At 59.4% G+C, this 19,767-nt stretch carries 15 protein-coding genes and 2 pseudogenes; 5 read left to right on the top strand and 12 right to left on the bottom strand.

Annotated elements, in window-relative coordinates; translation table 11 throughout:
* Positions 1 to 560: 560 nt before the first annotated feature.
* A complete protein-coding gene (locus tag H3V04_RS03115; protein ID WP_022349661.1) occupies positions 561 to 974 on the bottom strand; it encodes a helix-turn-helix domain-containing protein in 414 nt (137 codons plus the stop codon).
* A 140-nt stretch (positions 975 to 1,114) separates the two neighbouring features.
* On the opposite strand from H3V04_RS03115, the gene H3V04_RS03110 reads away from it, so the two are divergent.
* From H3V04_RS03110 to H3V04_RS03100, 3 genes and pseudogenes are all read left to right on the top strand, one after another.
* On the top strand, positions 1,115 to 1,318 hold the full coding sequence (locus H3V04_RS03110) for a hypothetical protein (protein WP_006681531.1): 204 nt from the start codon (positions 1,115 to 1,117) through the stop codon (positions 1,316 to 1,318).
* Position 1,319: 1 nt separating this feature from the next.
* Positions 1,320 to 2,390, top strand: a pseudogene (locus tag H3V04_RS10445) (tyrosine-type recombinase/integrase).
* Between the two features lie 5 nt (positions 2,391 to 2,395).
* Positions 2,396 to 2,821, top strand: coding sequence for a hypothetical protein (locus H3V04_RS03100; RefSeq protein WP_022349659.1), 426 nt, complete (start codon positions 2,396 to 2,398; stop codon positions 2,819 to 2,821).
* 3 nt (positions 2,822 to 2,824) lie between these two features.
* Here H3V04_RS03100 and H3V04_RS10525 read toward each other — a convergent pair whose 3' ends face one another.
* The 5 genes from H3V04_RS10525 to H3V04_RS03075 all read right to left on the bottom strand — a co-directional run bounded on the left by H3V04_RS10525 (position 2,825) and on the right by H3V04_RS03075 (position 9,498).
* Positions 2,825 to 4,498: a DUF262 domain-containing protein gene (locus H3V04_RS10525; RefSeq protein WP_197702166.1), complete on the bottom strand. Its 1,674-nt coding sequence runs from the start codon at positions 4,496 to 4,498 to the stop codon at positions 2,825 to 2,827.
* Positions 4,499 to 4,579: 81 nt separating this feature from the next.
* The gene (locus H3V04_RS03090; protein ID WP_022349657.1) at positions 4,580 to 4,798 is read right to left on the bottom strand and encodes a hypothetical protein; all 219 of its coding nucleotides are present in this window, start codon (positions 4,796 to 4,798) and stop codon (positions 4,580 to 4,582) included.
* Between the two features lie 24 nt (positions 4,799 to 4,822).
* Positions 4,823 to 5,707, bottom strand: coding sequence for a DUF4238 domain-containing protein (locus tag H3V04_RS03085; RefSeq protein WP_022349656.1), 885 nt, complete (start codon positions 5,705 to 5,707; stop codon positions 4,823 to 4,825).
* A gap of 1 nt (position 5,708) precedes the next feature.
* Positions 5,709 to 8,771, bottom strand: a complete 3,063-nt coding sequence (locus H3V04_RS03080) for a type III restriction-modification system endonuclease (RefSeq protein WP_033499421.1) — start codon at positions 8,769 to 8,771, stop codon at positions 5,709 to 5,711.
* A gap of 1 nt (position 8,772) precedes the next feature.
* Entirely contained in the window at positions 8,773 to 9,498 is a 726-nt protein-coding gene (locus tag H3V04_RS03075; RefSeq protein WP_197702167.1) for a hypothetical protein, read from the bottom strand.
* 605 nt (positions 9,499 to 10,103) lie between these two features.
* On the opposite strand from H3V04_RS03075, the gene tet(W) reads away from it, so the two are divergent.
* On the top strand, positions 10,104 to 12,023 hold the full coding sequence (tet(W), locus tag H3V04_RS03070) for a tetracycline resistance ribosomal protection protein Tet(W) (protein WP_000691721.1): 1,920 nt from the start codon (positions 10,104 to 10,106) through the stop codon (positions 12,021 to 12,023).
* 107 nt (positions 12,024 to 12,130) lie between these two features.
* Positions 12,131 to 12,730 (top strand): annotated as a pseudogene (locus H3V04_RS10115) (DUF4368 domain-containing protein); the annotation flags it as partial.
* 53 nt (positions 12,731 to 12,783) lie between these two features.
* Here the strand turns inward: H3V04_RS10115 and H3V04_RS03060 are convergent.
* From H3V04_RS03060 to H3V04_RS03035, 6 genes are all read right to left on the bottom strand, one after another.
* Positions 12,784 to 14,019: a site-specific DNA-methyltransferase gene (locus H3V04_RS03060; protein WP_197702168.1), complete on the bottom strand. Its 1,236-nt coding sequence runs from the start codon at positions 14,017 to 14,019 to the stop codon at positions 12,784 to 12,786.
* A gap of 11 nt (positions 14,020 to 14,030) precedes the next feature.
* Complete coding sequence (locus tag H3V04_RS03055) at positions 14,031 to 14,825, bottom strand: hypothetical protein (protein ID WP_033499420.1); 795 nt, start codon at positions 14,823 to 14,825, stop codon at positions 14,031 to 14,033.
* Positions 14,809 to 15,591 carry a DUF4391 domain-containing protein gene (locus tag H3V04_RS03050; protein WP_033499419.1) on the bottom strand — a complete coding sequence of 261 codons (783 nt, stop codon included), beginning with the start codon at positions 15,589 to 15,591 and terminating at the stop codon, positions 14,809 to 14,811. The genes H3V04_RS03055 and H3V04_RS03050 overlap by 17 nt, the downstream gene beginning before the upstream one ends.
* The gene (locus H3V04_RS03045; protein WP_033499418.1) at positions 15,588 to 18,833 is read right to left on the bottom strand and encodes a helicase-related protein; all 3,246 of its coding nucleotides are present in this window, start codon (positions 18,831 to 18,833) and stop codon (positions 15,588 to 15,590) included. The genes H3V04_RS03050 and H3V04_RS03045 overlap by 4 nt, the downstream gene beginning before the upstream one ends.
* 4 nt (positions 18,834 to 18,837) lie before the next feature.
* On the bottom strand, positions 18,838 to 19,062 hold the full coding sequence (locus H3V04_RS03040) for a YlcI/YnfO family protein (protein WP_006720139.1): 225 nt from the start codon (positions 19,060 to 19,062) through the stop codon (positions 18,838 to 18,840).
* 156 nt (positions 19,063 to 19,218) lie between these two features.
* Complete coding sequence (locus H3V04_RS03035; protein ID WP_052118776.1) at positions 19,219 to 19,494, bottom strand: hypothetical protein; 276 nt, start codon at positions 19,492 to 19,494, stop codon at positions 19,219 to 19,221.
* Positions 19,495 to 19,767 lie beyond the last annotated feature (273 nt).

The raw sequence follows: 19,767 nt of genomic DNA, 5'->3' as shown, positions 1-19,767 counted from the left end.
CGTACGAGAGTCATGGCAAAGCCGCCAGCGATGTTGGTGAGTAAATACGATAACCGAGCCTCCGTTCCCGCGTTGGGACGGAGGCTTTTTCTTTGTCGTTTTACTCCCTTTCACCTGCGATTTCGCAATTTACTCCCCCGTGTTTCAAGACGGCAAGGCACGGTGCGGCATTCGGAGGAACGGGAGTAAGGATTCATCCCAAGTGAGTAGACGCGCGATTTTTGTCTCCGAGAGCCAAACGGGGCCGTTTCGGGGCCTGTGAAACTCAAATCGAACTCAATAGGCTTTTCGGCGGTCTTCTCACAGCGTTTTCCCAGGTGGTTAATGGGGAGTAAAGAATCTCGCCGCCTCAATGAAAACGGGAGTAACCAGGGGAAATGCCGCGGCGTACTGCCGCGTGCCGCCGTGTAAGCCACCGCGTCATTTACTCCCCAGGTGCGCCGGAAATGCCTTGGCATGCAATGGGGAGTAAAAACTCAGCTTACGCAGGCCCGAGCGGCGCTCGCCGCCTGGTCCACCGTCCTGATTCGGTTGCGTTGATCGCGAAATGCGGAGAGCCGCTACAGCGAGGCTTTCCAGTCCTCGTATTCGTCGGCGTCGATCTTGCCGTTTTCGAGCTGCGCGCGCTTCTCTGCCCACAGTTCGATCGCCATCGCGGCTTTGGGCGCGTGCGGCGCCTTGGGGTTCAGGGAGAGGCCCGTGCCGTCGGCTGCGGGCACGATGCCGAAGGAGTCCTCGAGCCGCACGAGCAGCGACATGAGGTCGCCCGCAGTCTCGACGCCGTAATCCTTGAGGGCGTTGACGGACACGCCGAGCGCCGCGGAGATGGACTCGAGCAGCTCGGGCTTCACGGCGCGGATGCCGCTCTCGTAGTGGCGCACGGCCCCCTCGGTCAGGCCGACCGCCTCGGCGAGCTGCGCCTGCGTCATGCCGCGCGACTTGCGGTACCGCCTTATGTTCTCGCCTACGGACATGAGCCCTCCTCCTGGAATTACGTACCAGCACATCTTATCAGCGTACGCAAATGTACGCAATTCTATTGACAGTACAGATATGTACGTTTACTCTGAATCTGTGAAACGTACGTATCCGTACGCCATTGATTGGAGGAGCCATGGACGAGAAGGTGGCGAAGACGCCGAGGCCGCACATGCTGGACGCCGACGAGGTCGCGGAGCTGCTGAGGATCAAGAAAGGCAGCGCCTACGAGGTGATCAGGAAGATAAACGCCGAGCAGGAGGCGCGCGGGCGCGTGGTCATCCGCGGGCGCGTTCGAAGCGACGTCTTCGACGCCCTGTACTTCCCGGAGGTGGACTGACATGCCCGTGTACAAGGACGACGGCAACGGCACGTTCTACGTGCAGTGCTACTACCGCGACGCCCGCGGCTCGAAGCGCCACAAGACGAAGCGCGGCTTCTCCTCCGAGGTGGAGGCCGCAGTGTGGGAGAGCCAGTTCAAGAGCCTTAACGGCGGGGCCATGGACATGACGTTCTCCGAGTTCGTCGAGGTGTACGCCTCCGAGGTGAAGCCGCGCATACGCGAGCACACGTGGATCACCAAGGAGTACATCATCAACGACAAGCTCGTGCCGTTCTTCGGGGACATGCGCATGTGCGACGTGAGGCCGATCGACGTCATCAGGTGGCAAAACGAGCTCACCGAGCACCGGGACGCCGACGGGAAGCCCTGGGCACCGACGTACCTGCGCACAGTGAACAACCAGCTCAACGCCATCTTCAACCACGCCGAGCGCTACTACGGCCTCAGCGACAACCCGGTGCGCAGGGTCGACAAGATAGGCTCGAAGAAGGGCGGCGAGATGCAGTTCTGGACCAAGGACGAGTACCTGAGGTTCAGCGAGGCCGTCATGGACAAGCCTCTCTCATTCCACGCCTTCGAGCTGCTTTACTGGACGGGCATACGCTGCGGCGAGCTCCTGGCGCTCACGCCGTCCGACTTCATGCTGGAGAGCTCGCGGCTGCGCATCAACAAGTAGTACCAGAGCCTCAACGGCGTTGACACCGTGACCGACCCCAAGACGCCCAAGTCCGTGCGCACGATCGTCATGCCCGCCTTCCTGCGCGACGAGATGGCGGACTTCATCGAGATGCGCGACGACGTCGCCCCCGACGAGCGCCTGTTCGCCGTGACCAAGCACTTCCTGGCCCACGAGATGGAGCGCGGGTGCAAGGCGTCGGGCGTGAAGCGCATCCGCATACACGACATACGCCACAGCCATGTGAGCCTGCTGATAGAGATGGGCTTCTCCGCGCTGGCCATCGCCGAGCGCATGGGCCACGAGGCGGTGGACATCACCTACCGCTACGCGCACCTGTTCCCCACGAAGCAGGACGAGATGGCCGCCGCGCTCGACGGGGCGAGGGGGTAAGAAGGATGCCGTGCGAGAACAGCGCCCGCAAGCGCAGCAAGACGATGGCGTTCCGCTGCACGCCCGAGGAGCGCAAGCTCATATGCGAGATGGCAGCCTGGAGCGGCATGAACAGGCAGGACTACATCATCGCCAAGCTCACCGATACCCAGGTCGAGGTGAGGCCCTCCGTGAGCGTGCAGAAGGCACTGAGGGACTCGATGGCGGAATTGGCCAAGGAGGTGCGGCTGGCGGCCTCCTACGGCGAGCTGAGCGAGTCCCTGCAACAGAGAATTGAGCACGTGATGAGGTTCTTCCTAGCGCTCGGCGAGCCTCTTGACGCGCCGACGGAAGAGACATCGCCACGAACTACGTTTTTGGAAGAGCCGGTTCCATCCGTCATCGATGCGGGTTCCGACACCGCAAGCATCTTCGAGATGGGACGCAGGTAGGGCCTAGCGCCAGACCTCCAACGCCTTGTCCGCAAGCCATTCGGCGCGATCGGCGATATCGCCCTCGTTCCAAGACTCCTTCTCTAGGGCGCCGGCCATGGTCGCAAGGCCGGCGGCGCAGAGGGCAAGGCCGTCCTTGTATCCCTTTCCCTGCTTCTTGGTGGGCCAATCGGCATCGCGGATGGAGGCGTTGAGCGAATGCGTGATGATGGCGAGGTTGCCGAGCGTGAGGAGCTTCCGGTCCCTTCGCGTGGCAGCCTCATCGTCGAGGGCTCCCCATTTGTTGCGCCACTTCTTGGGCATCATGTGCTCGAGGGTGTACTGGTTGAACCCGAGCAGGGCCGTGCTGCTCATGCCCGGACGAATGGCGCTTTCCAGCAGATAGAGGACGCCCTTGGACTGGAGGTTGTACAGACACGATTCCTCGAATGCCGCTCGAACCTCGGCGTCGCCGGGCATGTACGTCGTCGCCTCGTCATTGGCTTCGAGAGCCTTCCTCAGCGCCTCCGCGTCCTTCACCTCGTTCAAGATCAGCGAGGTGAACAGCCTGTTGTAGTTCTTCGTGGTCGCCTGAACCAGCATTCGGCGGACGATGTAGCTCTCAAGCAGGGCGTAGATCTTAGATTCCTCGCTCGAAGACTCCGCGTTCTTTCGAACGTAGAGCACGTACGGGATGAGCGTCGAGTTCTTGAGGCCGAATATCAGCACGTTCAGGCGCTCGACGCCGGAAGCGGAGGGGATGTCCGCGTCGCAGTAGCCAGGGTCGAACGTGGACTCGAACGCCTCGGCATACGCCTTCATGTTGTCGAGAATCTCGACCTTGTCGCCGTTGCAGTACCTGCCGATGAAATCCTTGTAGGACTGGAAGAGGTTCGAAGTACGCGAATAGAAGAGCTTGTCCTCGGTCGTGACGCCACGCCTCTTGTCCTGGACCAGAATCTGGAGGAACGCGTCGAAGAAGAGGTCGACGAGCGTGCGCTTGATGCGCCCGGTAACGATCTCCTGCTCCCAATACTCCCTCTTCTCAGCCGTGGGCTCGAAGACGTCTTCCCAGCACTCCTTGAACGCCTGCTCGTTCTCGCGGTTGAAGAAGTAGTTCTTAAGGAGCTCCGCCGTCGTCAGGCGCACCCCGAGCGAGTTGATGGTGTCGAATATCTGCTGCTCGTCCTCGCCCTCGGTAAGATCGATGCAGACGAACTGGACGTTCGACTTGATCGTGTTCCTGTCGACCTTCTCCGGGTCGATATTCTTGAGGAAGTAGTTGTAGGCAAGGACGATGGCCGAGGAGCCCTCGAGGGGTTCGCAGCCCGTGGCGCTGACGACCTTTTCGAAATCCTGCCGGTCGTACTTGCCGTGCCGCAAGGCGACATCGCCGGTCTCCAGGACGAAATCTCGCTCAAACAAATTGTTGGTGCCGTTTTTTGCACAGAGTGCCTTGAAGAAGATGACCATGGTCGTGAGTCGCTGCTGGCCGTCGATGACGGTGCGAACCTCGGAGACCTCGGACCAGGTGTTGCCGGAGGAGGCCTGCTTCAGGATGATGGAGCCCAGGAAATAGGGCCGCTTCGAGGCCGTGACGAACTCCATGTCGCCGAGGAAACGCTCCCATTGCTCTTCTCCCCAGACGTACGCCCTTTGGTAAAAAGGTATTTCGAGCAGGCGCGATCCGTTGAACACGCCGCTTATCGTTGCTTTTCCTGCATCCGTCCTTAAAGCCCTATCTATCCTTTGCGGTTATTGCTGGCGGGGTCAATTTTATCAATACGCTGCTTGACCCTTTAATGTTCCCGGTCCTTGCCGTCTTCTCCCCAGAAGGTGCTCGAAGATGATGCGCAGGTCCTCGTCATCAAGGCAGCCGCCCTCGAGGCAGCCACGGTCGATGGTATCGATCATCGTCTGCCCCTTCTTCTTCGAGCGGTCGTAGATCACTGTGTCGAGGGATAGCTCCCTGCCGTCGCGCGTGAACATCTCGTGCATGAATTCGGCACTGTTCGCTTGACTTCAATCGCGTACCGCGTGCTCGAGCGGGCCGCTTCCCCTCGATATGGCGACATCCCAATGCTCGCAGTTAAGCAGAAGAAGTCGGTTCATGAACTCGACGCCCGAAAAACCGAGTCTCGCAAACGGCGGAAATAGAGGGTCATCTGAAAAGACCGCAGCATACTCACTGCTCAACGGCATATACGCGAGATGAAAATCGTACGAGTCGTCCTCGGGCCCGATGATGAACATAGGCATCGACGTCGTAACGAACCCTGAGCCGACGGGTGCCCTAAGGATGGAGAAGCTCTTCTCAAAAAAAGCCTTTCGAATACGGTTAACTGGCACAATATCATCGTTGGAGAAGAGCATGGTTGCGGCGGCGGCAAGCTCGACCACCGCTTGGGAATCCCCGCGCCAATCCGACCAATCGAGCAAGCCGAGCTCATAGGGTGTCAGATGAACGTTTCTGAGCAGCTCTTCGGCAGTCTCGCGTGACCATTTCTTGTCGACGCGCATACTGATAGGGTGCCGGACGATGATATTTGCTGCCAGCTCGCAAACGGCGGCTTTCCCATCAGAATACCCTTCGTCTTCGCACTGGTCTTCTTTCTGGCGTTCCAAAAAGCGATCGTAAAGCGGCGCGATGCGGCTCTCGAGCTCAGATAGCTTAACCTCGATGAGGTTCTGCGCATAGAATCTGTCTGTCGCATCGCCTGTCGCATCGGCATGCTCGACCTCATAAAGATCGCGCATGCTGCAAAGGTTCTCGCAATTCGTGCGGAAGAAGGAGCCCTTCTGTCTGCTGTAGGCATGAAGCTGCCCGGAGGAATCCGCGAAATGGCGCAGGTAGAACCGCGGCACCCAGTGCTGCTTTCGCGTCATCTTTCCGGGCAGCTTCGACATCCTAAGCCTTCACCGCCTCGTATTGGTAGGTCGTGCGCACGTTGTAATGGAAGTCGTTTCCGAGGTCCAGCGCCTCGAAGTGCTTCTTGGCGCAGCCGATCTTGATCTTCTCCGCGTCGCGCAGGGCGGGCTCGCCGTTCTTGCCGCCCTTGGTCTCGGTCACGAAGTACACGCGGCGCTCGCCGTCGGCCTCCTCGACGTACGCCCAGTCGGGGTTGTAACTGCCGAGCGGCGTGTCGATCTTGAACGCCGAGGGCAATTTCGCGAACACGAGAACCTCCTCCTGCTTGTCTAGAGCCTCGGCAAAGGAGCGCTCGACCCCCGCCGAGTCGTAGACCACGTAGTTGTACAGGCTCTTGCTCGTCATGTCCGGCTTCCACGCGTTCTGCCCAAGGTAGGCCGTGTAGTCGTCAAGCTCGAGGTCGCGCATGGTGTACCACTCGTCCTCGGGAAGGCGCACGTACTTGATGCCCTGGGCGATGAGGTCGTTCTTCACGCGGTTGATCTTGTCGCCGACCTGCGCGAGGAAGGTCGCGGGGTCGATCTCGAACTCGTCGAGGCGGCTGCAGCCCTCGAGGATCGCCTTGATGGTGCCGCGGGTGAGCCCGACGGCGTCCTGCAGCTCTGCGATCGGGTCGGGAAGGTCGTATTTCACCTTTCCCGAAACGGACACCACGGAGGTGCCCGTGCCCTCGGCGCTCACGCCCGCGTCGTCGATGCCCAGCGAGGCACGCTCGCTCGTCACCTGGGGCGGGCGCACGGCGAGCATGCCGTCGACAGCTTCGATGGCATGTTCGATGAGCTTGCCGGAGTCGACCTCGACCTGGAAGCGCGTGCGCTGGCGGATGCGGTCCCACAGGGCCTGGAACGCAGGGTCGAGCGTGACGTCCTTCTGCAGCTCGACCGAGACCTCCTTGGCCTTGTCACGGATCTGGACCCTCTGGGACTTGTGGATGATGATCGCCTCGACCTGCTCCTTGGCAGGCTCGAGCTCGGCGGGGAGCTCGACCTTGCCCTCCTCGGCGGCCGCCTTCAGCTCGGGCGTCACCGCGCCCTTGTCGTCGACCATGCCGGTCGCGACGAGGTGGTCGTAGACCTGCTTGGACTTCTCGTAGCCCAGGCGCTCCTCGACGCCATCATCGCCCTTGACCGTGACCTTCGTGAAGCTCTCCGGAGTGATGACGCCGAACTTGAAGTCCTCAGCCTCAAGCTCCTTCTGCAGGCCGTTGGCGAAGTCGTCGTAGCTCTCGTTCGCGATGACGGTGAGCACGTTCGCCTCTGGGTCGTACAGGCGCTCGCCATCCTGGTTCACGCACAGGCGCAGACCGCGGCCGATCTTCTGGCGCTTGGTCAGGTTGTCCTTTGTCTCGACGAGCGTGCAGATCTGGAACACGTTGGGGTTGTCCCAGCCCTCCTTGAGCGCGGAGTGGCTGAAGACGAAAGAGACGTCCTTGTCCGCGTCCTTGCCGTCCGGGAAGGAGATGAGCGTCTCCTTCTTCTGCATGATGAGCTCGAAGGCCCCGGCGTCGTCGGCGGTGCCGGCGGCTCCCTTGGAGTCCTTGAACTTGCCCTTCTTGTCCTTGGCGAAGTATCCCTGGTGCACGGCGTGGGGGTCGCGCACCAGCGGGGCGCCGACGGCTTCGTAGCACTCGAGCCACGTGCCCTTGCCGATCCCCGCCGCCTTTGCGATGCGACGAGGCGCCTTCGAGTTCAGGGCACCTGCGTACTCCTCCTCAAACATCAGGGCGTACAGGCCGCCGTGGACTTCGGGCTCGTAGACGCGGTATCGGTCGACGCGGTCGATGAAGAAGAGCGAGAGCACCTTCACGCCGCGCGGCCACAGCTCGAACTGGCGGGCCAGGTGGTCCTCGATGGTGCGGCGGATCTGCGCGCGCTTGACGACCTCCTCGTTGACGTCGCCCAGCGCCTCGCCGAGCTCGAGCACCTCGCCGTTCTGGAACTCTATGAACTCGTCGCCCACTGCGGCGCCGATGTTGTTGACCACCCAGCCGCTCTCGTAGTCGCTGTTCTCGCCGCTCTTCTGGTAGAGGTCGTTGCCGGTCTTCACCGTGACGGCCTTGCGCTTCTGCGTGCCGTCGGCCTGGCGCACGTCGATGGACACCTTGGCGGAGAACGGGTCGGACTTGACGGACTCGAGCCTCACGTACGCGCCGTTGAGGTTCGCCTCGGCCTTGATCGAGTCCACGCAGATGCCCTTCACCAGGTGGCGCTCGAAGGCGTCGACCGGCGTGAGGCGGTAGATCATGTTGTAGGCCTGCTTGTGCGTGGCCGAGTAGCGCAGCACGAACAGCGGGTTCAGGCTCTTGATGGCGGCCTTGGCCTGCTTGGTGTTGTCGACGCTCTGGGGCTCGTCGATGATGACGACGGGCTTGCAGGCGCTCACGAGCTCGCGAGGGCTGAAGCCGCCGGTGAGCTTCTCGCTGGGACGGTGGAAGAGGTTGCCCTCCTTCGCGGTGCCATCCTTCTCGAGGCCCTTGTTGAACGCGTCGATGTTGATGACCATGACCTGGATGGAGCTCGACGTGGCGAAGTTACCCACCGGCCCCATGTCCTTCGAGTCGTACACGAAGTAGTCGAGCGGCGTGCGGTCGTAGAGCGTCTCGAAGTGCCTGCGGGTGGTCTGGAGGCTCTTGAGGACGCCCTCGCGGATGGCCACGCTCGGCACGACGATAACGAACTTGGTGATGCCGTAGCGGCGGTTTAGCTCGTAGATGGAGCGGATGTAGACGTAGGTCTTGCCGGTGCCGGTCTCCATCTCGACGGTGAAGTCTCGCAGGCGCCCATCGGTGAGGACGTCGGTTGCCGGGAGGCAGCCCTCCTCCTGCACGGCGTGCAGGTTGTCGAGGAGCTGGCCCGGCGCCACGCGAAGCTCGTTGCCGTGGCCGACCATGAGCTCGCCGATTGCCGTCTGGCCTTTGCGGCCGGAATCGGCGGAGAATACGCTGCCAATAAATTGTTGTCCGCGGAACAGGTCGCAGGTTGCTTCGATGGCCTCCAGCTGGTGCTGCTGGTCGGATGAGAACTTGAACTCGAGCGCCGCCATGCTAGACCGTCCTCAATTCGATCTCACAGCCCATGCGCTCGCCGGCGTGCTTGAAGATCTGCACGGCGTTGAGCTTGAGGGTGTCGTCGAGGACGGAATCGAGGATGAGAACGCGCCTGGGCTCCATGTCGGCGATGGCCTCGAGCGCCTCAATGGTGAGGCCTCGGGACATGCAGCAGACGAGCTCGTCGCAAGCGACGGACCAGATGGGATAGCCCGCGGCTTCAGACTTCTCGACGGGCAGCGTGAGCTCGAGGCCCCATTTGAGCATCATCTCGAAGACGATATCCATATCGGAGCGATCGGGCTTGACCACGTCGAAGAGGAGCTGACCGGGCTCGGGCTTCTCAATGCCGGACTCATCGAGCTCGAACACACGGAAGCCGATGTCGGGAAGCTGCTTGGGTCCCTCGCCAAGCTTGAGTTGACGGTTGGATTCCTCGAGCTCGGTTTTGATTTTGTCGCCTGCGCGGCGAATGCGTCCTTCGCCTATGTCGCAGAGAGTCTCATACCCGTCCTTGTAGGCGTCGCGTTTCGGGTCACAAGGCTCTGGAAGCTGGACAAGGATAAACTGATAGCGATCATCTTTTCCGAGCTCCTGCAGGAACATGGCATGGGCGGTCGATGCTGAGCCTGAGAAAAAATCAAGCACAATATCACCCGTGCTTAAATGCTCATGTACGGTAAAGAAGCAAGCAACCGAAAACAATAGATAGACCGCCAGCACTACACTATTCCGAACCAAAGACCAAAAGATAAGCATTTTGAGAAAATCTAAACTTTTGGATTTTCCTACAATGCCGACTACGGCGGAATCCCTCCCACTCCTTATATATTTCTTTCTGTATACATTGAATTTGTATTTAGTAAAATGCAGACAACACCACGGATCGGCTTTTGGCTGGACAATTCCAACCAAACACCGCAGCAGACAGTAGAAACCATTCTGAACGTTAGGAAGCCGGTATGATTGTTACATATAAGGGGAAGAAAAATTTCTTTTAGATACTTGTTTTCCTAAAACTGATGTGATATAATAATTCAAGTCCAGAAAAGGAGTAAAAAATATGCGGCAAGGTATTCTTAAATAAAACTATAATCAAATAGTGGGAACAAAGGATTATGATAGTCCATTTTGTAGGGGCTTAGTTTTTTGTACCCAATTTAAGAATACTTTTGCCTTATCAATTTTGACATATCCCCAAAAACAGCACTCACAAACAGGTGTATGCTGCATATGTGTATGTCCGCAAATTATCATCCCCAGTGGTAAAAGTATTTTACTGCTGGGGATTTTTATGCCCTTCGGGGCAGTAAAGGGAGGACAATCACATGAAAATAATCAATATTGGAATTCTTGCCCATGTAGACGCTGGAAAGACGACCTTGACGGAGAGCCTGCTATATGCCAGCGGAGCCATTTCAGAACCGGGGAGCGTCGAAAAAGGGACAACGAGGACGGACACCATGTTTTTGGAGCGGCAGCGTGGGATTACCATTCAAGCGGCAGTCACTTCCTTCCAGTGGCACAGATGTAAAGTCAACATTGTGGATACGCCCGGCCACATGGATTTTTTGGCGGAGGTGTACCGCTCTTTGGCTGTTTTAGATGGGGCCATCTTGGTGATCTCCGCTAAAGATGGCGTGCAGGCCCAGACCCGTATTCTGTTCCATGCCCTGCGGAAAATGAACATTCCCACCGTTATCTTTATCAACAAGATCGACCAGGCTGGCGTTGATTTGCAGAGCGTGGTTCAGTCTGTTCGGGATAAGCTCTCCGCCGATATTATCATCAAGCAGACGGTGTCGCTGTCCCCGGAAATAGTCCTGGAGGAAAATACCGACATAGAAGCATGGGATGCGGTCATCGAAAATAACGATAAATTATTGGAAAAGTATATCGCAGGAGAACCAATCAGCCGGGAAAAACTTGTGCGGGAGGAACAGCGGCGGGTTCAAGACGCCTCCCTGTTCCCGGTCTATTATGGCAGCGCCAAAAAGGGCCTTGGCATTCAACCGTTGATGGATGCGGTGACAGGGCTGTTCCAACCGATTGGGGAACAGGGGAGCGCCGCCCTATGCGGCAGCGTTTTCAAGGTGGAGTATACAGATTGCGGCCAGCGGCGTGTCTATCTACGGCTATACAGCGGAACGCTGCGCCTGCGGGATACGGTGGCCCTGGCCGGGAGAGAAAAGCTGAAAATCACAGAGATGCGTATTCCATCCAAAGGGGAAATTGTTCGGACAGACACCGCTTATCCGGGTGAAATTGTTATCCTTCCCAGCGACAGCGTGAGGTTAAACGATGTATTAGGGGACCCAACCCGGCTCCCTCGTAAAAGGTGGCGTGAGGACCCCCTCCCCATGCTGCGGACGTCGATTGCGCCGAAAACGGCAGCGCAAAGAGAACGGCTGCTGGACGCTCTTACGCAACTTGCGGATACTGACCCGCTTTTGCGCTGCGAGGTGGATTCCATCACCCATGAGATCATTCTTTCTTTTTTGGGCCGGGTGCAGTTGGAGGTTGTTTCCGCTTTGCTGTCGGAAAAATACAAGCTTGAAACAGTGGTAAAGGAACCCACCGTCATTTATATGGAGCGGCCGCTCAAAGCAGCCAGCCACACCATCCATATCGAGGTGCCGCCCAACCCGTTTTGGGCATCCATCGGACTGTCTGTTACACCACTCCCGCTTGGCTCCGGTGTACAATACGAGAGCCGGGTTTCGCTGGGATACTTGAACCAGAGTTTTCAAAACGCTGTCAGGGATGGTATCCGTTACGGGCTGGAGCAGGGCTTGTTCGGCTGGAACGTAACGGACTGTAAGATTTGCTTTGAATACGGGCTTTATTACAGTCCGGTCAGCACGCCGGCGGACTTCCGCTCATTGGCCCCGATTGTATTGGAACAGGCATTGAAGGAATCAGGGACGCAACTGCTGGAACCTTATCTCTCCTTCACCCTCTATGCGCCCCGGGAATATCTTTCCAGGGCTTATCATGATGCACCGAAATACTGTGCCACCATCGAAACGGTCCAGGTAAAAAAGGATGAAGTTGTCTTTACTGGCGAGATTCCCGCCCGCTGTATACAGGCATACCGTACTGATCTGGCCTTTTACACCAACGGGCAGAGCGTATGCCTTACAGAACTGAAAGGGTATCAGGCCGCTGTCGGCAAGCCAGTCATCCAGCCCCGCCGTCCAAACAGCCGCCTGGACAAGGTGCGCTATATGTTTCAGAAGATAATGTAACGTCTTGCGCAATGCAAGCGTTCATTGCTGGCTATTGCGAAATATCATTGATAAAATCAGTATCAGAGAGGAGAAACTATTTTGAACCAGGAACAGACGAATAGAACCGCAAGCAGGACTGTTATATCTGCGGCAGCTACAAGAAGCGTACCCGTGACTGTACGGCACACTTTATCCGCACCGACCTTTTGACGGCGGGCGTGCTTTCCAATCTCCGGCAAGTGACGGAATACGCCGCCAGGCATGAGAGCCGCTTTGTAAAGCTGCTCATCCAGCAGAACGAAATCGGCGGCAAGAGAAAGACCGCCGCAGCCACGAAGCAGCTTGAACAGGCCCAGACACGCATTGCCGAAGTGAACCGCATTATCAAGCGGCTGTATGAGGACAATGTAAGCGGCAAAATCAGCGACGAGCGTTTCATGGAGCTGTCGGCGGACTATGAGCAGGAGCAGCGGGAACTGAAAGACCGGGCTGCCGCTTTGCAGGAGGAACTTTCCAAGTCGCAGGCCGCCACCGTCAACGCCGAGAAATTCATGGGGATTGTGAGAAAGCACCTTGCTTTTGAAGAATTGACCCCCACCCTCTTGCGGGAAATGATTGAGAAAATCGTCGTGCATGAGTGCAGCTATGACGAGAACGGCACCCGCAGGCAGGACATTGAGATTTATTACAGCTTTGTCGGCAAGATAGACTTGCCGGAAGCCTAACGCCTGACCTATCCGACACAGCCCTAAGTGCCGGATAGGAACGGCAAAATTTTTTACACTTCTATTACTTCTTTATCGCACATTAGCAGATTCGCAAGGGTTATCAGGCGCTGAAGTAGTTTCGTCGGTTTCGGTCCATCGAAATAGCCCTTTCCGTCAAATAGAGATACGAGCTCCTTGGCGCCTTCCTGGCTGTGACCCACTTCTTTGTAAAACATGATTGAAGTTGGAGCCATTCCATCATATTTGAGCTCTGTTAGGAAACGCTTGATGCAAGGGACGCTGTCGCCGTTTGGGCCAAACCAAATGCGGTTATCCTGGAGTCTCTCGCGAAACGCGTTTCGCGAGAGCCTCCAGCAGCGTCCTGCTGGAGGCTCTACAACACGCCCCGAGGGCGTTGTGATTGGATAGTCGGAATCTGGGCTGTAAGTCTTTACACTGAGGTCGCTTGGCTTCCAAACGCCTCGAGGGTCGTTGTCTGGATTCTTGTAGCGGGCGTTTGCCTCGTCTGTTCTCGGCAGGCGTCCAATCACAAAGCGCTCAATGGATTTGGCGTATACGAGAACATAATCATGGCTATTTGAAACGTATTTGGCGTCATTCTTGGGCGAGTAAGCTCGTTCCCAGATTAGCTGAGAAACGAAATTTGCCTCTCCGAACACCTCGTCACAGAGGATGCGCAAATTGCGGTCTTCGTTATCGTCAATCGAAATGAAAATGACGCCATCGTCGGTTAGGAGCTCTCGAGCCAGTCTCAACCTAGGGTACATCATCGAGCACCAGTCGCTATGGTAGCGGCCACTTGTGTCGGCGTTGGACTGGCCGGCGAGTCCCGCCTGCTCCTTATAGTTATCGACAGAGTTGCCGAAATTGTCCTTGTAGACAAAGTCGTGACCCGTGTTGTAGGGTGGGTCGATGTAGATCATCTTGACCTTGCCGTGGTAGCCGCGCTGTAGGAGCTTCAGCACCTCGAGATTGTCGCCTTCGATATAAATGTTGTCCGAGTCGAAGGACCCATCCTCTCCATCGCGGCTGCGGCTTTTCTCGATACGGGGACGCAAAGTAGCAGTGCTGGACATCTGCGACTGGCGGATGGCATCGGCCTTGCCGGGCCACGTGAACGCATAGCGCTCCAGGCCCTCGTCTACCTCGTCGCCAAGCTCCAGCCGCAGTTTGTCGAAGTCGATTCCGCTCTCGGAGAACACTTCGGGCATCAGCTCCTTGAGCTTATTCAGGCGGTCGTCAATAAGACTCTCCGATTCAAGAGTCATCTTTTCTATCTCGCCCATGAGGTCTCCTCCTAGGAAAGTTGAGATTTGATTAGTTGAACTATGTAGGGCATGGCGGCAATAAAAACGTCGGTGCCCTTGCCGGCAAGCCAGCTCAGGAGTTTGTCAAGCTTGCTGCCCCGTTTGCTTTTATCTTTTGTGTTGAGATCGCCCATCATCCCTTTGAGCAGCGTCTTCTCGTCATCGGAAAGCGTTGTCTCTGGCAATTTGTCAATCTGTTCAAAGGTTGCCTCTAACGTGACCTGTACGTTGCTCGTGGCGGATGCCGTGAGGCTGACGCTAGCGCCCTGCGCTTCGGCGATTTTCAGCTTACGGAGCTCCTCATCACGGAAATGCTTCAGTTTGTCGATACGTAGTTGCGTCTGTTCATCGTTGAAATCATTGCGATTGGAAGACCCATAGGAATAGGAGGCTAGTCCGTCCGTGTAGGAGTCGTAGCCCCTCGCGTTTGCGTAGACGTAGTCGATTGAGTCGTATACGGCTTTGAGCTCGTCGTCTTTCACGCCCTCTTCAAGAGCTTGCTCCAGTCTCCTGATATGCTGCGTTATAGTTGCGCAGAATGCGGCACCGAACGCTTTGTCGTCTGAGTCTTCCCGCTTTAGGCGCAGCTTCTGGAGAATCATCCCTAGGTCGCTTTTCGAGTAGCGAAATGAGCTTGAGGAATTGATATATTTTAAAGCCTCGGGGTTAGTGTAGTCGAGGTCGAAGACCTGCATGATTTCACGGCAGAGCGCATCAACATCCTCATCTGCAGCATCACTCAAAAGGCGCGCCGCTCGCAAAATATACTCATCTAGAACGGCCATTGCAGATCTCCTTTATCTCATCGGCGACCGCCCTCAGGCGTCGCTCCTCTTCCTTCATTTCCATCCTCAGCTTCGCGGACTCGTTGAGCGTTATGTCCTTCGACCGCCGCTGCTCCTTCAGCCGCTTGACGGAGGCTCCCATCTCATCGTAGCGCGACGTGAGGGCGATCAGCTTTTCCCGGTCTCGAGCGGGGCATACGGGGTAGAACCCCAGGCCGCCAATCGCGCGGGACAGCGCTACGGTGCGCGACAGGTCGACCAGGTACTCCCAGAGGTCGCCCTGCGAGAGCCGCCCGAATGCCAGCGCGCCTAGGAAGTCCGCGTATTCTGAACGGCCAGGATCGAACGCGCCCGTCGACTCGACTCGGTCGACGACCGTCGCGCCCTGCTCGGCCTGGCTCCTCCGCGTGAGGGCGACCGATATGCACGCGCAGCCGCCCGCCTCGACCAGGAGCACCGTCGGGTTCGGGAAGCACTTGTGCACGAGCTCCGCCACCTCGGCCACCGCCATGGTCCCGGCTGTCATCTCGCAACGGAGGAAGACGACGCTCTGCACGTTGCGCTCGTCGTCCTCGTACGGCGGGATGCGCGTCGTGGACTTCTGGACCGTGGCGAAGTGCTCGAGGCGCGCGACCTTGTCGAGCCTCTTCTGCTCGGTCTTGGTGAGCATGGCCTGCTTGACGAGCACCGTCTTGGGAATGCGGCGGCATCCCGCGAGCGCCGCTTCGGGCAGGCGCAGGATTCCGTTCCAGTCGATGCCGCTCATCGCAGCACCGCGAAACATACCAACGAGTAGTCGTTGAAGCCCATGACGGTGCCGCTGCCGACCTCTCCCAGGCTGAACAGGCTCTCGATGCCTTTGTCCTGCTGCGTTCCGGTGATGGCCGCAACGACATCGTCAAGCAGGTCGGTGTAGGCGTCCATCCTCGTCCCGTCGCGGGTCTCGCGGTTGAACTCGCGGCACAGCTTAGCGATGGGCTCGGGATGCCCAGAGCAGACGGCGCGCATGATGTCGAGCGCCGGCTTGGGCTGGGTGTGCTTCGTCATGACCTCGCCGTCGGCCGACACGTACACCACGTAGTACGGGAAGACAGGGTTCGTGTCCCTGGGATCGTTGCCCTCGTCGTTCTGCTTGAGGCAGAAGACCACGCCTGGCTTCACGTCGCTGCGAAGCTCGTCGGGGATGGGGGCCACGGCGTGCAGTCCCGCCGGCGAGTTCTCCAACGCGCCGGGATGCTCCTTGGCGTAGCGCTGGAGCTCCACGCGGAAGTCGTCGAAGGCGAAATCCGTGATCGAGATGCCGCCCGAGATGTCCTCGAGGTCGAGCACCTCGCTCTTGAGCTGCTGGAGCTGCCGGCGACGGTACTTGAGGTCGTTCATCTCTCCATTGCCCTTGGCCTCCAGCACGTTCTCCTCGCCGGTTGCCGACGCGTCGAGCAGCGCCATGCGCCCCTTCACGCGGCCCTCGAGCTGGATGTACTCGTCGAGCGCGATGTCCGGCCAGAAGTTGACCAGCTGGATCTGGGAGTTCTTCGATCCCAGGCGGTCGATGCGGCCGAAGCGCTGGATGATACGCACGGGGTTCCAGTGGATGTCGTAGTTCACCAGGCAGTCGCAGTCCTGCAGGTTCTGGCCCTCGGAGATGCAGTCCGTCGCGAAGACGACGTCGATCTCGCCGAGCTCCCGCTGGCTCTCCGGCAGCTCCTTTGAGACGGGAGAGAACCTCGCGAGGATGTTCTCGAAGGTGGTCCTGGGAAGCTTCAGCGAGTAGGTCCGGTTGGAGCTGCCCGCCACCTCGGCGCACTCGATTCCGAGCTCGCGCTTCAGCCAGGGCGCCAGCTGCTCGAAAAGGTACGCCGTCGTGTCGGCGAACGCGCTGAACACCAGCACCTTGCGGTTGCCGGGGTTGTACGGCTCGCTGACCTTGCCCGCGATGAAGTCGCGCAGCTTCACGAGCTTGGCGTCGCGCTCGGGCGTCACCGCGTCGGCATAGGTTAGCAGGGCCCGGAGCACCTGGATGTCGAAGTCGAGGTCCTGGCCCAGGCGCAGGGCGTCGACGTCTCGCAGGTCGACTCGCACCTTGCCGCCGGCCTCGAACTCCTCGGCATCGTCGTCGTCGAACCCGTCCTCGAGGCCCTCGGTGCCGTAGGCGACCCCCGACGCGTCGGCGTCGAGCCTCGCGCGCAGGTCGACGCAGCCGTCGAGGATTCGTCGCAGCGTGATGCGGAAGCTGTTCACGGAGGACTCCATGCGCTTGAGGACGTTGACGCGCATGAGGTTGGCCACCGCCGTCGTGCGGTGGACCTGGCTCTCGAAGTCCTTGCCCCACGTGTCCCCGTAGCGGTCCTCGTACTTGCGGCGCTGGTCGGCGCGCACGTAGGAGAGCACCTGGTACTGGGCGAACGTGAGCTGGGCGATCATGTCGTTGAGCACGGCAATCGGCGGCAGCTCGCCTTCTAGGTCAATGGGCGTCTGAAACGACAGGGGCGGCCGGCGCGCCGGGAAGGTACCGCTCGCGGCGCCGTAGTACTTCGTGATGTGCTTGCGGCTGCGCGCGATGGTCAGCACGTCGAGCAGCTTGAAGTAGTCGGCGTTCACCGCGTTCACGAAGCTCTCGGTCGTGCGCTCGGAGTCGGAGAGCTTGCTCCACTCGTTGAACCTCTGCTGGGCGACGCGCGTCACGTGGGTGATCGACGGGATGCCATCGGTATCGGCGAGGTACGCGTCGTCTCCCTCGGTGATGAGCTCGATCTGGTTTCGCAGGTCGAGCAGGCGGTTGTTCACCGGGGTGGCAGAGAGCATGAGCACCTTCGTGCGCTGGCCCGACTTGATGACGTCCTCGATGAGGCGCGTGTAGCGGTCGGTCTTGTCCGCGTCGGTGCTCTTGTTCCTGAAGTTGTGGCTCTCGTCGATGACGAGGAGGTCGAAGTGGCCCCAGCGCAGGTGCTCGAGGTCCACCTCGCCGCTCATGCCGTGGTAGCGCGACAGGTCGGTGTGGTTGAGCACCGTGTAGCTGAAGCGGTCGTCGGCCAGCGGGTTGCGGTCGTCGTTGTCCTGCGTCCACAGGGTCCAGTTGTCCCGCAGGCGCTTCGGGCACAGCACGAGGATGCGGTCGTTGCGCTCCTGGTAGTACTTCATGACGGCGAGCGCCTCGTAGGTCTTGCCCAGGCCCACCGAGTCGGCGATGATGCAGCCCTTGTACTTCTCCAGCTTGCGGATGGCGCCCACGACGGCGTCCTTCTGGAAGTCGTAGAGCTTGCTCCAGACCACGGACTCCTCGAACTTGAGGCCGGGGCGGATGCCGTTGTCCTCGTCGTCCTCCATGAAGTCGCGGAACAGGTGGTACAGGGTCAGGAAATAGATGAACTCGGGCGGGTTCTCGCGGTAGAGCGTCTCGACCTGGGCGGCCACCTGCGCGGTGACCTCCTCGACCATGGCAGGGTTGTCCCAGACCGACTCGAACATCATCTTGAGGCCGACGGCCTCGGTCGCGTTCTCGAAATGGCTCACGCAGGTCACGGTTCCCGGACGGCGCTCGTAGCCGAGGCCCTCCTGCGTGAAGTTCGCGGCGGCGCCCATGAAGGCGTGGTCGTCGCCGGATGGGTTCTCCACCACGTAGGTGCCGCCCGGCTGAATGGCGCCGGACGTCTTGGCGGACTTGAAGACGCCCTTCTCGCGGATCCACTCGGCGCATTCGCGGGCGAGCGCGCGTTGGTTTAGGTTGTTGCGCAGCGTGAGCTCGAGCCCCGAGCCGCCGACGCCGACCTCGCGCGCGCGGCGGGCTACCTCGAACTCGCGCGGCTCCTTCGAGTCGGCCATGCGCTTGATGAAGGTGGGCTCGCTGAACAGGAAGCGCACCTCGTCGACCTTGGAGAGCTCCTCTTTGAGCTCCCCGTAGGCGAACACGGTGAAATACGAGCTGATTATCGACAACTTCGCGCCGTCGTCGATGGATTCGCCGAGGGCGTCTCCCAGGCGCTCCGCGCCGACGTTGCTTAGCGACTTCACGCCTCTATGCCCCCTTTTTCGCGAGCTCTTCGATCATGCAGGTGCGCACGAAGGCGGAGAAGCTCATGCCCCGCAGGGCCGCCTCCTCCTTCGCCGCGTCGCGCAGGGTGTCGGGGATGCGCAGGGTCACGGAGACCTGGTCGCCGTCCACCAGGAAGCTTCTGATCTCGGTCTCGTCGGGATTGCTCTTGATGAGCTCCTTGTAGCTGTCGGGCATCTGCGCTCCCATCGCTCGAAATGCAATACAAATGCGTTTGCAGCATTATAACGCGACGGCACGCGGCGGCACTGGGAATGCGAGGACAGCCGATGTCCAGGCTTTATATGAGCGCGGACGGCGATGGACGCCCTGATCGGGCTTGGATGGCCGCTTTCGTTCGGGTCCTCATCTCTCGTTTTCGCGAGGTTTGGCGTTTGCCCATTCCTCGGCGTAGAGAACCTCGTTCTGAGCCTCCAAGATTCGCGCGGCGTCGCCGATGCGCTCGGCGCACCTCTCACTTATCGACTTCAGGGCCAGAATCCCCTCGACGTCGAGCGGGTCCAGCTGGTCGGCATGCGCCAGGGACTCGAGCAGCTGGTCCAGGCCCCTCGCCAGCCTCCCGGCATCGCACACGGCATCGATGAGCTCGATGCGCTCCAACTTCTCTTCGTGGCTCAACATCAGCTCGCCTCCTTCTCTCAACGGACGTGTCGCGCAGCACCGTAGCCGTTCCATGCGGAGAACCATCTCGCCGCCCGCGGTCCCGTGCGCATATCGGCCGCAAGCGGCACGGGAAAGCCGTCCGTCCCGACTCATGCCGCGGCGCCGCGACTCGGGAACCCGCCTCCGTCCCCGCCACGACGTCGTCGTCAATCCCCGCGGGAGCCCAGCAACCGCCGATGGGCCGCATCCCATGCCCGGAGGGTCTCGGCGCCCACGCCGGATTCCATGCCG

Origin of the sequence: Bifidobacterium sp. M0353, from assembly GCF_016100645.1 — a bacterium.
In the GTDB taxonomy this organism is placed as follows: Bacteria; Actinomycetota; Actinomycetes; order Actinomycetales; family Bifidobacteriaceae; genus Bombiscardovia; species Bombiscardovia choladohabitans.
Note: the sequence above shows the minus strand (reverse complement) of the source record. Positions and strands in the feature narration are given on the sequence as shown.